The organism is Azospirillum sp. A26, from assembly GCF_042604635.1.
GTDB lineage: Bacteria > Pseudomonadota > Alphaproteobacteria > Azospirillales > Azospirillaceae > Azospirillum > Azospirillum palustre.
Map to the genome: position 1 here is coordinate 1,469,029 of NZ_CP170472.1, position 13,244 is coordinate 1,482,272.

11 protein-coding genes are annotated in these 13,244 nt (G+C 66.2%); 5 read left to right on the forward strand and 6 right to left on the reverse strand.

What is annotated here, in order from left to right; translation table 11 throughout:
• Positions 1-32 precede the first annotated feature (32 nt).
• Positions 33-1,241, forward strand: coding sequence for a sulfotransferase (locus tag ABNQ39_RS07525; protein WP_376959734.1), 1,209 nt, complete (start codon positions 33-35; stop codon positions 1,239-1,241).
• A 243-nt stretch (positions 1,242-1,484) separates the two neighbouring features.
• Here ABNQ39_RS07525 and ABNQ39_RS07530 read toward each other — a convergent pair whose 3' ends face one another.
• The 4 genes from ABNQ39_RS07530 to ABNQ39_RS07545 all read right to left on the reverse strand — a co-directional run bounded on the left by ABNQ39_RS07530 (position 1,485) and on the right by ABNQ39_RS07545 (position 7,860).
• Positions 1,485-1,955 carry a TerB family tellurite resistance protein gene (locus ABNQ39_RS07530; RefSeq protein ID WP_376959735.1) on the reverse strand — a complete coding sequence of 157 codons (471 nt, stop codon included), beginning with the start codon at positions 1,953-1,955 and terminating at the stop codon, positions 1,485-1,487.
• Between the two features lie 96 nt (positions 1,956-2,051).
• Positions 2,052-2,942 (reverse strand): 50S ribosomal protein L11 methyltransferase, encoded by an 891-nt coding sequence (locus ABNQ39_RS07535; RefSeq protein ID WP_376959736.1) that lies wholly within the window; start codon positions 2,940-2,942, stop codon positions 2,052-2,054.
• Between the two features lie 120 nt (positions 2,943-3,062).
• Entirely contained in the window at positions 3,063-4,271 is a 1,209-nt protein-coding gene (locus ABNQ39_RS07540) for a hypothetical protein (protein ID WP_376959737.1), read from the reverse strand.
• A gap of 193 nt (positions 4,272-4,464) precedes the next feature.
• The gene (locus ABNQ39_RS07545) at positions 4,465-7,860 is read right to left on the reverse strand and encodes a UvrD-helicase domain-containing protein (RefSeq protein ID WP_376959738.1); all 3,396 of its coding nucleotides are present in this window, start codon (positions 7,858-7,860) and stop codon (positions 4,465-4,467) included.
• Between the two features lie 622 nt (positions 7,861-8,482).
• On the opposite strand from ABNQ39_RS07545, the gene ABNQ39_RS07550 reads away from it, so the two are divergent.
• Positions 8,483-9,163: a LuxR C-terminal-related transcriptional regulator gene (locus ABNQ39_RS07550; protein ID WP_376956509.1), complete on the forward strand. Its 681-nt coding sequence runs from the start codon at positions 8,483-8,485 to the stop codon at positions 9,161-9,163.
• 326 nt (positions 9,164-9,489) lie between these two features.
• The gene (locus ABNQ39_RS07555) at positions 9,490-10,161 is read left to right on the forward strand and encodes a LuxR C-terminal-related transcriptional regulator (RefSeq protein ID WP_376956511.1); all 672 of its coding nucleotides are present in this window, start codon (positions 9,490-9,492) and stop codon (positions 10,159-10,161) included.
• An 11-nt stretch (positions 10,162-10,172) separates the two neighbouring features.
• On the opposite strand, the gene ABNQ39_RS07560 is transcribed toward ABNQ39_RS07555, so the two are convergent.
• Both ABNQ39_RS07560 and ABNQ39_RS07565 read right to left on the reverse strand, forming a co-directional pair.
• Positions 10,173-10,877 (reverse strand): alpha/beta fold hydrolase, encoded by a 705-nt coding sequence (locus ABNQ39_RS07560; RefSeq protein WP_376956513.1) that lies wholly within the window; start codon positions 10,875-10,877, stop codon positions 10,173-10,175.
• Positions 10,878-11,151: 274 nt separating this feature from the next.
• Positions 11,152-11,700, reverse strand: coding sequence for a hypothetical protein (locus tag ABNQ39_RS07565; protein ID WP_109052174.1), 549 nt, complete (start codon positions 11,698-11,700; stop codon positions 11,152-11,154).
• A 265-nt stretch (positions 11,701-11,965) separates the two neighbouring features.
• Here ABNQ39_RS07565 and ABNQ39_RS07570 point away from each other — a divergent pair, with 265 nt between their 5' ends.
• Together ABNQ39_RS07570 and ABNQ39_RS07575 are read left to right on the forward strand one after the other, a co-directional pair.
• Complete coding sequence (locus ABNQ39_RS07570; RefSeq protein ID WP_376956515.1) at positions 11,966-12,403, forward strand: YccF domain-containing protein; 438 nt, start codon at positions 11,966-11,968, stop codon at positions 12,401-12,403.
• A 121-nt stretch (positions 12,404-12,524) separates the two neighbouring features.
• On the forward strand, positions 12,525-13,235 hold the full coding sequence (locus ABNQ39_RS07575) for a hypothetical protein (RefSeq protein ID WP_376956517.1): 711 nt from the start codon (positions 12,525-12,527) through the stop codon (positions 13,233-13,235).
• Positions 13,236-13,244: the final 9 nt, after the last annotated feature.

Sequence of the window (13,244 nt, forward strand, 5' to 3'; positions counted from 1 at the left end):
ATGCAGAGCGGCCTGATGAGATTTCATCGTCAATGGAGAAGCGGTTCGAAATGGGTCCAGAGATTTTCATCATTGGTCACGCTCGCTCCGGCACAACAGTATTGACTCATATCCTGAATACCGATCCTGAGATCTGCATCCTCCAGGAAGCAGAAATCTACTGGTATCAGAACGTTTCTCATTATGCGGACGTTTTCAACCGCCGTGGATTGCAGCGGAAACGCACATGGCAAAAGGGACACTATGTTCCACCCGGTGTTCCCAACCATGTGACCGGAAAACAAGTCCTGTCCGAGCTGTCGAAATATTATCGGCGGGTCGGCGACAAAGTCGCTCTCGGCCCGTCTCGCACAGAACAGATGGCCATCTGGGATTTTTTCGCCAGAAATTACTTCAGTGCGACTTACATCTTCACATTTCGAAATCCGTTGCAGGCCACCATATCCATGCGCCGGATGTTTCCGGGAAACAGCTACACCGAGATCCTGGACACTTGGATAATGTCGGTGGCGCTCATGATGCGATTCATGAGCTTCCTGCCGAATGTCTGCGCGATCCCGATGGAGCGTTATTCAGAACGTGTATTCCACAGCCTGAACGAACGGCTGGGCACGAATGCTGTCATTTCCGGCGCTGCAATTCACGAGGCAAACCAGTTCGACCGCAGCGCCCTTCCCGACTTGATGGAGGAAGAGGATGAGAAACTCATCAAGTGTGAAACCATCTACAAAAATCTGATCGATGCGTGGGATGAGAAAAACCTGTCATTCTATTCAGCGAGCAATCTTTACAGCTATTTCGGGGATACTTTCAGGGATCTGGATGCGGCTTTCTCACCGTCGGTGGAGGCTGAGGTCAATGGATTCGGCCGTGTTAATCCGGCCTTGATCGACCCGCGACGTGCAGTGCTTGCCGCTTATGCCCAGACACCACTCGCACTGCCGGACTGGCAAAAAGCGGCGGAAAGCTATGTAACGGACTTTCCCAATGACGGATTCGGCCACTACATCTTCGCCATCATGCTGTATCAAAACAGCCCGAGCGATTGCGAGCGGGCGCTGACAGAGTTCGATGCGGCTGAGAACTGCGGCTATGTTCCGTTTTGGGTCAAGTACAACCGAGCCTATGTCTACAAAATGCTGGGAAACCATGCGCAGGCAACACAGGACATGCGAGAAGCACTATTGCTGAACCCTGACCACGCCGATGCGCAGAAAATGCTTGCACTTTGGACTGCTTGATATTCGGCCCCCACGTCTTCGTGAACTTTCCCGGCCCCATCGCCTTGGCGGCATTTGGCCAGGAGATCATCGGCAGCACGCTCGTCGCAGCAGGACAGCTGTCGAAAGGCGGGCGGAACCATCGGAGCGGCTCGGGTCGAGCCTTGGATTCGGCGCTGATGGTTTTTATGGAGGCGTGAAGGAGCGGCATCGCGCCACCCCCTCACGCGTCCATCGCACAGAGTTCAGATCATGGTGTCGCGGTCAGACCGGCAAACCGGCGTCGTCCGGTAGGCCGAGGCGCGCCAGCACGCGCTTGCGGGCCTCGCCGCGCTCGACGTCGGAGATGTGCAGCAGGCCGCCGATGCGCCGCAGCAGGCTCGATTCCAGATCGTTCAGGGCGCCGTCAGCGTAGGCGACCTCCCACAGCATCTCGATGATCCAGAGGCGGTGGCCGGGCGGGCAGCGGTCCATGATGACGCTGACGTAGCGGAGATAGGGGGAGACGTCCTCGGTGTCGAACACCGCGGCGGACAGCAGGTCCTGCGCCTCCTCCTCGCTCAGTTTGAAATGGCTGCGGACCGCCGACAGGATGCGGTCGCGCTCAGCCTCGGAAATGGTGTCGTCGGTGCGCGCGGCCTCGACCATCAGGGCGGCGGCGGCGGCCTGCAGGGCGTCCTCGCCCGGCTCGATGCCGTCGTCGCCCGTGAACAAGGACCGGATGCGGTTCAGCATGGTGGCTCCCCAGCAAGATTTCGGAACATCGTCCCTAAGGGAAGTCGCAAGCCGGCCCTTTTGTTTCAACGGCCCCCGAATTAACGCCCCTCTGGATCAGCGCTTCACCACGAGAGTGGTCCATTCCCCGACCGGAATGCGCGCGACCAGACGCAGGCCCTGGTTGCGGTGGGCCTGGATGACGTGGCGCTCCTGCCGGTTCAGCAGACCGGCCAGCACGGCATAGCCGCCCTTCTTCAGGTGGCGGCGCAGCTGCGGCGCCATGCGCGACAGCGGGCGGGCCAGGATGTTGGCGGTGATCAGGGTGTAGGGCTTGTGCCGGCCGACGATGCGGGTGTGGTAGCCGTCGCCTCCCTGGGCGCGGATCATGCCCTTCTGACCGTTCAGCGCCGCATTGATGCGGGTGACGCGCACCGCCTCCGGGTCGATGTCGACCGCCGTCACCGGCACGCGCCAGCGCTTGGCAACGGCCAGCGCCAGGATGCCCGAGCCGCAGCCCATGTCGAGCGCGCCGCGCCGGCCGCCGCGCGGCAGCTTCAGGTGGCGCGACAGCCGGTCGAGCGCCTGGAGGCAGCCGTTGGTCGAGCCATGCTCGCCGGTGCCGAAGGCGGTCGCGGCATCGACCAGCAGCGGGATGCTGCCGGCCGGCACGATGCCTTCATGGTGGGAGCCATGGACGAAGAAGCGCCCGGCGCGAATCGGCGGAAAGCCCTGGTAGCTATGCGACACCCAGTCGATCGGCGGCAGGTTCTCGACAGCCAGCCGCGGCTCCTCGATGCCCAGGGCCTTGGCCAGCACGGCGACGCGGGACTGCAGCCGCGCCTCGTCCGGGGCGCCGTACAGGGTCGCCTCCACCAGCCAGTTGCCGCCTTCCTCCAGTTCGAAGGTCGACACCGCATCGGCATGGTCGCCTACCGCCTCGGCAAAGGCGGGCGCATGGGCTTCGGGAACGACCAGCGCGATGCGCCAGAGCGGGGTTTGCGACATGACAGGGGCTTTCCGACGACGACGCGAGAACAGAAGCGGCGTTTTTAGCATCAAGCCCGAAAGAGACCAAGGATTCCGGAGACCGTCCCATTCCGATGGAAACCCTTACCGGCCGTCCTCCTAACGACTTGCCAGCCGGTCGGCGATGTCGTGCATGCCCTGGGCGCGCAGGACCGACTGGCGATGGCGCAGCAGACGGCGCTCCAGCGCCTTTTCCATGGCCGCCCCGCCGAGCGTCGCGCCGTCCGCCCCCTTCAACCGGGCGGCGAGGTCATGGGTCAGCACCGCTTCCACCTTGGCGTCGCGGCGGTCGAGCGGCTGGTCGCCGGCGATGCTCTGGCGCAGGCGCTCCACCAGGACGGCCCGGCTCTGCGGCAGGCGGCCTTCCAGGGCAAGGCGGCAGACCCGGCGCAGCGAGGGGGCCATCGGCGCCAGCGCCGGCACCAACGCCGGATCGGGATCGCGGTCGAACAGGGCGTCGGCAAGGGCGCCGAGCCCGGCATGCAGGGTCGGCTGCGCGCCCAGCAACTCCTTCACCGTGTCGGCGGATCCCGTGATGTCGGCGATCACGCCGTCGAGCAGGACCAGATGCCGCGGCTCGACATCCTCGCCGATCAGCGCCAGCAGCATGTCCAGCTTCCCGGCGAGCGGCCCGCCGGCCTCCAGATGCTGGGACAGCAGAACGAGGAACAGCGCGTCATGGCCGCCCGGCCCGACCGCTTCGTCGATGGCGCCGCTGGTGCCCGGCAGGTCGGCGGCATCGAAACGCGGCAGCCGGCGCCGTTCGGCCAGGGCGTCGCGGGCCGCCCCGCTGACCGCCTCCACCAGCTGGCGCAGCTCGCGGGCGCGGGCGGCATGGGAGACGCCGTGGACATCGGCATGGTGGCGGGCGGCGGCATGGATGGCGGCGCCCAGCAGCGCCCCCTGCTCCTCCAGCCGGCGGAACAGCGGCCAGGAATGCAGCAGTTCGGTCGGGGTGATGCGCTGGGCGTCCAGATAGGGGCGCAGCAGCCGGCCGATCACCACCCGGCTCTCGAACCCGCGCAGGTCGTCCGGCGTGCGGCAGAAAGGCGCACCCTCCGCGGTGCCGCCCAGGGTCAGGCCCTTGCGCTGGGTCTGGGGCACCGTCTTGTGCAGGATCACCGTTTCCAGCGACAGGCCGGCGACAGTGCGGAACTTCACCACCTTCGCCTCTTCCACGCCGGTCGCCGCCAGTTGCGAGCGGGCGGCCGACAGCGCCGATTCCTGGTCGGTGTAGGCCCCCTCGATGCGCCAACGGCCTTCGCGGCGGCTCTGTACCTCGTAACTGACGCTGCCCGTTCCGAACACGGTGGTTGGCCTCCGGCTCCGTTGCACCGCTGCGATCTTGGGCGGCTGCGGCTGCCGCGGCTGTGACGGCCGTCACAGTGCGGCAAGCCGTCCACTGCCGTGTCCCGGCATAGCGCGCCGTGCCGGCGGGTGCAGCTTAGGATCGGCCCGCCTTGTCGGCGGGCAGGCCCCGTGACACAGCCTGTCCTGTGACTCAGCCCGCCTTGTCGGCGGGCACGACGAAGCTGTCCATCACCTTCTTGCTGCCGGAATGGTCGAAGTCGATCTCCAGCTTGTCCTCCGACACGCCGACCACGGTGCCGTAACCGAATTTCTGGTGGAAGACCCGCGCGCCCTTGGCAAAGGGCGAATCCGGCCGGGGCCGCGGCGCCACCGCATAGGCGCCCTGGTCCAGCGTGATCGTCTTGGGCGCCGGCGCCTGACGGGTGGAGCCGCGGAACTGGAAGCCGCCGGCCCCGTAAGGCCCTGCCCCGCCACCGAAACCGCCGCGCCCGCCGCTGCCGGCGAACAGGCCGTTGGCCGCCTCGGCCTCCACATTGTCCTGCGGGATCTCCTCGACGAAGCGGGACGGGACGGCGCTGACCCAGTTGCCGTAGAGCCGGCGGTTGGCGGCATGGCTGACATAGGCGCGGCGGCGCGCCCGGGTCAGACCGACATAGGCCAGCCTCCGCTCCTCCTCCAGCCCGGCGATGCCGGTCTCGTCAAGCGCGCGCTGGTTGGGGAACACGCCCTCCTCCCAGCCCGGCAGGAAGACATGGTCGAACTCCAGCCCTTTGGCGCCGTGCAGGGTCATCACCGTGACCTGCTCGATGCCGGCGGCCTCGGCATTCTCCATCACCAGCGCTACGTGCTCCAGGAAGCCCGGCAGGTTCTCGAACTCCGCCATGGCGGTGATCAGCTCCTTCAGGTTCTCCAGCCGGCCGGGAGCCTCCGGCGTCTTGTCCTCCTGCCACATGCGGGTGTAGCCGGACTCGTCCAGGACGGTGCGGGCAAGCTCGGTGTGCGGAACCGTCGCCATCAGCGTCCGCCAGCGGAAGAAGTCCTGCAGCAGCCCGCGCAGGGTGGCGCGCAGCTTCGGCTTCAGCTCGTCCGTTTCGGTCAGCGCCCAGCCGGCCTCGGTCAGCGACAGGCCACGGGCGCGAGCGGCGGTGTAGAGGCTCTGCATCGCCGCCGGACCGACGCCGCGCTTGGGCAGATTGACGATGCGTTCGAAGGCCAGATCGTCGTCGCCGGAATTGACGACGCGGAAATAGGCCAGCGCATCGCGGATTTCCTGCCGCTCGTAAAAGCGCGGGCCGCCCAGCACCTTGTAAGGCAGGCCGAGCGTGATGAAGCGTTCTTCGAACTCGCGGGTCTGGAAGCCGGCGCGGACCAGCACGGCGATCTGCGCCAGGGAGGTGCCCTTGCGCTGGAGAGTCTCGATCTCCTCGCCGACCCAGCGCGCCTCCTCCTCGCCGTCCCACACCGCCTTGACCTTGACCGGCTCGCCGCCATCGGCCTCGGTCCACAGCGTCTTGCCCAACCGGCCCTGGTTGTTGGCGATCAGGCCGCTCGCGGCGGCCAGGATATGGCCGGTGGAGCGGTAGTTCTGCTCCAGCTTGACGATGGTGGCGCCGGGGAAATCGGTCTCGAACCGCAGGATGTTGCCGATCTCGGCACCACGCCAAGCGTAGATCGAGTTGTGGGTAAAGACACCGTCGGCGGAGAAATTATGGGTCGACTCGATATCCAGATCGTGGACCGTCCCTTCATGGAACTCACGCTCCACCGAGGCGACGATGTCATAACTGCCGTCCTCGGCGAACATCGCCATCCCCGGAAGAACAGAGGCCGCCGGCGTGAAGGGAAGAGAGTTCGCTTCCGTCACATCGCCCAGGTTGGTCCCAAGCCGCGCCATACGGATCAGGTTCGCCGATCCGAACGCACTGCGGACCCGTTCCGCCTCGCCGATCAGCTGCCCATAATCCTTGTTCGCCGTTTCCACGCGCCAGCTGTCGGATCCTGCTTTCGCGGCACGCACGCTGAAGCCGAGCTCCCTCAGTGCGGCACTTCCCGGCTCGTCGTTGCCGACGATGGAAATCCGATGCATCGGCGTCGGGCCGCGCCGATCACCGCACAGCGTGAGCACGACATTCCTCCGGCTGGCATTGCGCGAGCGTGGACGGTGGTGCGGGTGATCCATCGGCAGCCCGCGGTCGGCAAGAAGACGCGCGGCGCCCGCATCAGTGTCGAAGGATGAGAACACCTTCGACAGATAGGCGGCATCCTGAACCAGCCCATTCTCCGACCTGCCCCTGCGCGGGACAAACGGCAAGGTCGGAATCTGGTATCGCAGAGAGGTGATGTATTCGTCGGACCGCGCGTCGTTCTCGCTGCTGTGCGTTCCGACGATCCACAAGGCGTCGGCCCGTTCCTGCAACAGACGCTGCATGAAACCGACCATCGGCTTGACCTGTCCGGCCGTGTAGACCTGCGACGTGCCAAGTCGCCAGCCGGTCCCTTCCTTGTGCATCAGATAGGTGAAATAGGTCTGGGGCGTCAGTCCAAGGCGATAGCCGGCGAAATGGACATGCTCCGGCGTGCTGACGATCCGGCGCCCGGCGCTGGTCTGGACGACCACCACCTCTCCGCGGTATGGCTTCGCATGGGTCCGTGCGACGATGGCCGGCCGCAGGTCGCCGCTGCCATAGTTGGACAGAACGGCGTCTCCGGCGCCGATGTCCTCGATGGCCCGCCGGCTGCCGTCGGCCATGGTGACCAGGGTGCCGGCGATCAGGCACTGATCCTCGTCGCCGACGCAGCAGATGTTCTTGTGCGCCTGCGACAGGATGCGCAGCCACAGATACTGCGCGACGTTGGTGTCCTGATACTCGTCGACCAGAAGATATTTGAACTTGCGGTGATATTCCGCCAGCACGTCCGGATGGTTCTGGAAGATGGCGAGGTTGTGCAGCAGCAGATCGCCGAAATCGCAGGCGTTCAGAGTACGCAGGCGCTCCTGATAGGCGCGGTAGATCGCTACCACCCGGCCGCCCGCCACGTCGCCGCCGTCGGCATCGCCGAGCCGGTCGGGCGTCAGGCCGCGGTCCTTCCAGCGTTCGATGGCGCCCAGCACCTGACGGGGCGGCCACTTCTTGGAATCGATGTTCTCGGCTTGCAGCAGTTGCTTGATCAGGCGGACCTGATCGTCGGTGTCGAGAATGGTGAAATTAGACTTCAGCCCGACCAGCTCGGCATGACGGCGCAGGATGCGGGCGGCCAGCGCGTGGAAGGTGCCGAGCCACCAGCCCTCCGGCTCGATCCCCATCAGATGGCCGACGCGCTCGCGCATCTCGCGGGCGGCCTTGTTGGTGAAGGTCACCGCCAGGATCTGGAAGGCGGCGGCACGGCGCGTCATCAGCAGATGGGCCAGCCGGGTGGTCAGCACCCGCGTCTTGCCGGTTCCGGCGCCGGCCAGCACCAGGACCGGTCCATCCAGAGCCTCCACCGCCGCCCGCTGTGTCGGGTTGAGCCCGTCCAGATAGGCGAAGCGCTGCGCTGCCGCCGGAAATCCTGAAGCGGGACCGGCGGCGGGAGCGGCGTGGCTCAACGGATCATCATCATAAGCGTCTGACATGGCGTCCCGGCCTGGGGATGGACGAAAGGGAATGGACGAGAAAATCGGAGAAAGCGTGCGAATGCTCTGTCGCGGCTGGAACGTATACAGCACAGAACGCCCCGGCACGACCCCCGTCAATGGCGGCATACCCCGCCCGGCGACGGAGAGCGGCACGGCCACGCTTATGCCTAATGGCAAATTTCCGGGATATAGGACTCCAACCATCGGGCGATGACGTAGTTCTGCCCGGCCGAGGCCCTTCGTCGTGAAAGTCACCCGACACTATCGTTCAGTGTCCTTACGAAGTCACGGCACGACCGTTAACGATTTCCCCTTTTCTGTCACAGACAGTTATTCCACCTGACCAGGGCAAGCTGCATTATGTCCTCATCTTGTCTTATGCAGGCTTACGGCATATGCCCATTGCTCGACGCGAATTTTACCTAAGCGAAATTTTGCGCGGCGCAAATCGGGGGTATCTATGGATCACAAGGAGGCACCCCCGAACCCTGAGGGGGAGCGGACCGGACGCAGGAGCGGAAGGTCGGGGATGCCTCCGAAGCGCCACCCGGCGCCACTTTGATCGGAACGGAACAAAAGGCGGGCTGAGACCATGGATGCCATCAACGTTTTCCTCATCGATGCCAACAAGCTTTTCCGTGAGGGCATGAAGCGTCTGTTCGAAGGCACCCCCTTCAACGTCGTCGGCGAAGCCGGCAGCCTGCGCGAGGGCCTGTCGACGCTCGGCACCGGCCAGAACCCGGACCTGATCCTCATCGACCTGCCGAGCGGCGCCGACGAGGAAGTCGAAGCGATGCGCAGCCTGCGCGAAGCTCACCCGTCGATCCGGATCGTCATCCTGACCAACGATCTGGAAACCCGCCGCCTGTCGGCCGCGCTCGGCGCCGGTGCCGGCGGCTACCTGCTGAAGGACATCGCCTGCGAGGCGCTGATGCAGTCGCTGAAGCTGGTGATGATGGGCGAGAAGGTGTTCCCGACCCACCTCGCCGAGCTTCTGGTCAGCGGCCGCACCGAGGACATGGGCGCCGAGCTGCCGACCCGCCGCAAGGGCCTGTCGCAGCGTGAGGTGCAGATCCTGCGCTGCCTGCTGAACGGCAACAGCAACAAGATGATCGCCAACCACCTGAGCATCACGGAAGCCACCGTGAAGGTTCACCTGAAGAGCCTGCTCCGCAAGATCAACGCCTCCAACCGCACCCAGGCCGCGATCTGGGCGCTGAACAACGGCATCGGCGATCAGGCCGCCGAAACCGGCGTCGCCGCCACCGTCTGATTGCCGCCCGATCCGACGGATCGGCATACCGCTCTGCCGAATGGCCCCGCCCGCCTTCCGTCCTGGCCGTCCGCCCCTTCCATCCGGGGCAGGCGGCCAACGGAGCGGGACGTTGCCTTTTGCAGCGCTTTTCCGTTTCCGCAAACCGTCCGGGCAGCCCGCGCATCCCCCCGCCAGACCCATGGCCGGTAAGGACGGCAGGCATAGAGGAAGCGGTCTAAGACCAAAAGCGAACTACAGCGTGAGAATGGACGTGCTTATGTGAACTGCGGGCCGATGACGCCATCCCGGTGTGAGATCGCCGCAACCTTCTGGAAATGCCTGCGATGAACGTGCTGATCGCCGACGATCACCTGCTGTTCCGAGACGGTCTGCGCCGACTCCTGGCGCAATTCGACGCCGACATGACGTTTTTCGAGGCGAGCACCTATGACGAGGTGCGGGCGCTGTGCGACGGCACCAGACCGTTCGACCTGATCCTGCTCGATCTGGGGATGCCCGGCTGGACCGGTTTCTCGGCGCTCGGCGACATTCATGCCAACCTGCCGAAGGCGCTTCTGGTAGTGGTGTCGGGGTCGGAAAAACGGTCCGACCTGCTGGCGGCCCTGGAAAACGGCGCTGCCGGCTATATCCCGAAATCCTCCAGCGCCAAGGTCCTGCTGGGCGCCTTGCAGTTGGTCCTCGCCGGCGGAATCTATCTTCCCGAACAGGCCATCCGCGGCGCCGACCGTGTCGAACAGATGCATGGCGGCTATGGGGGGCACGGTTCCGGCGAGCCGATGGACGACAATGCCGGGATGGCCAATGCCAACGGCGACCAGTTGACGCCGCGTCAGCGCGATGTTCTCGCCCGGCTGCGCGACGGCAAATCGAACAAGCAGATCGCCCATGAGTTGGGACTGACGGAAGGCACGGTGAAGGTCCATGTCACCGCCATCCTGCGGCACCTCGGCGTCCGCAACCGCACACAGGCGGCGCTGACCGCCCAGAGCCTGTAAAAGAAACTCCCTTACCGCTGCGCCCGCTCCACGGCGGAGACCAGCGCCAGCAGGGCGCCGCGCAGTTCGGGCGCATGGGTGCGCGGGCGGATGGCGGCGGCGTCGGACACGGCGACGACCGTCAGGGTGCGGCACCCGGTCAGCCCGCTTTCGAGCCGCATGAACAGCCCGGCCGGGTCGCTGCCCTGAATCAGGGTCACCGGCACCCGCACCGCCGGCAGTTCGGGTTCAAGGTCCCCGAGATCGCCCGTCGGCATCGTCGGCAACGGCCGGCCGAAGCAGGCGGCCAGGGCGTTCCAGCGCCGGCGCATCGGCGAGTCGGCGCCGACATCGTCGACGATCATCACGCCGCCGACCTGTTCCGGAAAATCCAGCGCCGCGGCGATGGCGAGCGGCGCCGTCACCGCACCGGCGACCAGAACCGGCCGGCGCCCGCCGCGCTCCACCAGCAGCGGGGAAAGCATCGCCGCTCCGGCGGCGGCCGGCACGGTCAGCCATTCCTGGCCCGCCGGAACATGGTCCAGCAGGCGCCACCACGCCCCCTTGCCGGGATGAAGGAAGATCACCCGCCGCCCGGACGGATCGCCGGCCCGGTCGGCCGTGCGGTCGCCGGCCCAGGCAGCACCCACCCCGTCCGCGGTCAGACCGTTCACCGGACAGCGGGCGGTGTCTGCCCGTCCGGCGCGGACGGTGGAAGGCTGGGTGTGAAAGAACACGGTCGGGTCCCCGATGGTGGCGTTCCGCGATGGGACCGTCCCACCGCCGAACCCAACCGTAACGAAGCCGAACCGAAGTCGTCCCGTTCGATAAATCGGGCAAAACCCTGAAAAGGGGCTAAAACCCCACCCTGCCCGCAAAAGGTTTCAGCCACCGTCGAAACACGACAAAAGCAAAGCAAATTCCATGACTTGCCGGCCGGCTCCCGGCCGCTTTCGATCACAGGCGATCAGCGGCCCGATCACCGGCCGAGACGACTGCCGTGGCGACCGGTCAATGCAGCGTCACCTCCTCCCCTTCCGGGTCGGGTGCGACCGCCAAGGGGCGGCGCAGTTCGCCGACCAGGCTGCGCCACTCCGGCGCTCCACCCAACTGTTGCAGCAACTGTGCGGTGAAGGCGAAGACCGCGGTTTCGAGCGGCCCATTGTCCTCCGCATGGGCGTTGACGGTCAGGCAGGACTCCGCCGCGCTTTCGAAAATGGCGGCGGCGGCGCTGGCGCCCGGCCCGGGGTCCGGCAGCGGGACGGCCTGCGGCTTCTCCCCGCTGACGCGCAGGCGCGACAGGTTGTCGGCCAGCAGGCGGGTGCGGATGGCGTTGTCGACGGCGGCGGCCATGGTATAGCCGGCCTCTTCCTCGACGGTGGCGCGCAGGATGCGCAGACCGGCGATCAGTCCGCGGACCACGTCGCCATTGCCGCCGCGCTTGGCCGCTGCCGCGACGGCGGTGCCGAGGATGGCGGCGACCACCGGCGAGAGCGATTCGCCCTCGCCCGGCATGTTCGGCGCGTCGGCGCCGGCGTCGGTGTTCAAAGCCTCGTTCATGCGGCCTCCGATCCGTGTGATCCGGAAGGCGGCCCGCCGGCGGTGGTGCCGGCAAAGGGCCCGTCCGGATGCGTCGTCATGATGCCTGATTCGGATCTGTGGACCGTACGGATCCGGTTCAAGGCATGGATGGCATGAGGCTCCCCCTCTTTCGCGCCGCCGGACGGGGTGCCCCATCTTCGCATCTGCCGATATCTGTCCGGCCCACCTCTAGGCGCGCCGTATGAGCGTCCCCACATCTGCGGCGAAAGGGAGGGTAACTGTCATGCCTCTGCTCAGTCTTCTCCTCAATCTGCTCTGGCTGGTCACGGGCGGCATCTGGATGGCGCTCGGCTGGCTGTTGGCCGGGGTCCTGATGGCCGTGTCCATCATCGGCCTGCCCTGGGCCCGCTCCGCCCTGACCATCGCCCATTACACCCTGCTCCCCTTTGGACAAACCGCCGTGCGCCGGGATGAGTTCCGCGGGCGCGAAGACATGGGCACCGGCGCGCTCGGCTTCATCGGCAACATCGTGTGGTTCGTGCTGGCCGGTTGGTGGCTGGCGCTCGGCCATCTGATCGCGGCGGCGGGGCTCGCCATCACCATCATCGGCCTGCCCTTCGCCTGGGCGCATCTGAAGCTTGCGTTGCTGGCGCTGTGGCCGGTCGGAACCGAGATCGTGCCGTCGGAAGGCGGCGGACGGCGGGTAGCCGGCCGTATCTGATCCCCGCCTGCGGCATTTCCGACAATTTTATCGAAGCCGCACGGTCACCCGCCTTCCGGTGCGCAGGAGTCCCATGCCTCCCCCGTACTGCCTCTTGTGAGGCTATCCGTTGGAGAGTGCCATGTCGGTATCCATGGTGAGTGCGTCGGCCGTCGGCCAGACCTATCAGCGGCCGCAAGGGCCGGGTAAAGAAATCCGCGAGGGAGTCGACAGCCTGAAGAAGGCGGTGGAGTCCGGCGACATGACCGCCGTCCAGTCCGCCTACGACTCCCTGTCGAAGCTGCAGTCCGACAAGCAGGGCAGCAGCAGCGGGTCGAGCAGCGGGTCAAGCACAAGCGCCAGCACCGGTAAGGACCCGCTGTCGAAGCTGCTGTCCAGCGTGGGAGAGGCGCTGAAGAGCGGTGACATCGGTCAGGTCCAGCAGGCGATGTCCAAGAACGGCCCGCCCGGCGGCGTTCCGGGCGGTGCCGGCGGTCCCGGTGGAGGTCCCGGCGGAGCGGGCGGCCCACCGCCGAACGGTCCGCCGCCGGGTGACGAGGGCGGATCGGACGAGTTGCGCAGCACCGTCGGCAGCCTCGCCCAGTCCTTGCAATCCGGCGACGTGTCGGGCGCCCAGGACTCGCTGTCGGCCCTGTCGGATATGCTGAAGAGCGCCAGCGACAGCGGGGACGACAGTGGCAGCGACAGCAGCTCCACCGACTTCCTGGGCACCCTGAAGAAGAATCTCGGCAGCCTGAGCAGCTCGCTCAGCTCCGGCGACATCTCCGGCGCGCAGAGCCTGTTCGCCAGCCTGACGCCGCGCGGCTCGCAGGGCGTCGACATCACCGCCTGACCGGTCGGA

Excerpts from the sequence above, each read along its gene's own strand:
- ABNQ39_RS07525 (WP_376959734.1), top strand. The coding sequence starts at position 33 with ATGGAGAAGCGGTTCGAAATGGGTCCAGAGATTTTCATCATTGGTCAC.
- ABNQ39_RS07530 (WP_376959735.1), bottom strand. The coding sequence starts at position 1,955 with ATGCTGAACCGCATCCGGTCCTTGTTCACGGGCGACGACGGCATCGAG.
- ABNQ39_RS07535 (WP_376959736.1), bottom strand. The coding sequence starts at position 2,942 with ATGTCGCAAACCCCGCTCTGGCGCATCGCGCTGGTCGTTCCCGAAGCC.
- ABNQ39_RS07550 (WP_376956509.1), top strand. The coding sequence starts at position 8,483 with ATGGATGCCATCAACGTTTTCCTCATCGATGCCAACAAGCTTTTCCGT.
- ABNQ39_RS07555 (WP_376956511.1), top strand. The coding sequence starts at position 9,490 with ATGAACGTGCTGATCGCCGACGATCACCTGCTGTTCCGAGACGGTCTG.
- ABNQ39_RS07565 (WP_109052174.1), bottom strand. The coding sequence starts at position 11,700 with ATGAACGAGGCTTTGAACACCGACGCCGGCGCCGACGCGCCGAACATG.
- ABNQ39_RS07570 (WP_376956515.1), top strand. The coding sequence starts at position 11,966 with ATGCCTCTGCTCAGTCTTCTCCTCAATCTGCTCTGGCTGGTCACGGGC.
- ABNQ39_RS07575 (WP_376956517.1), top strand. The coding sequence starts at position 12,525 with ATGTCGGTATCCATGGTGAGTGCGTCGGCCGTCGGCCAGACCTATCAG.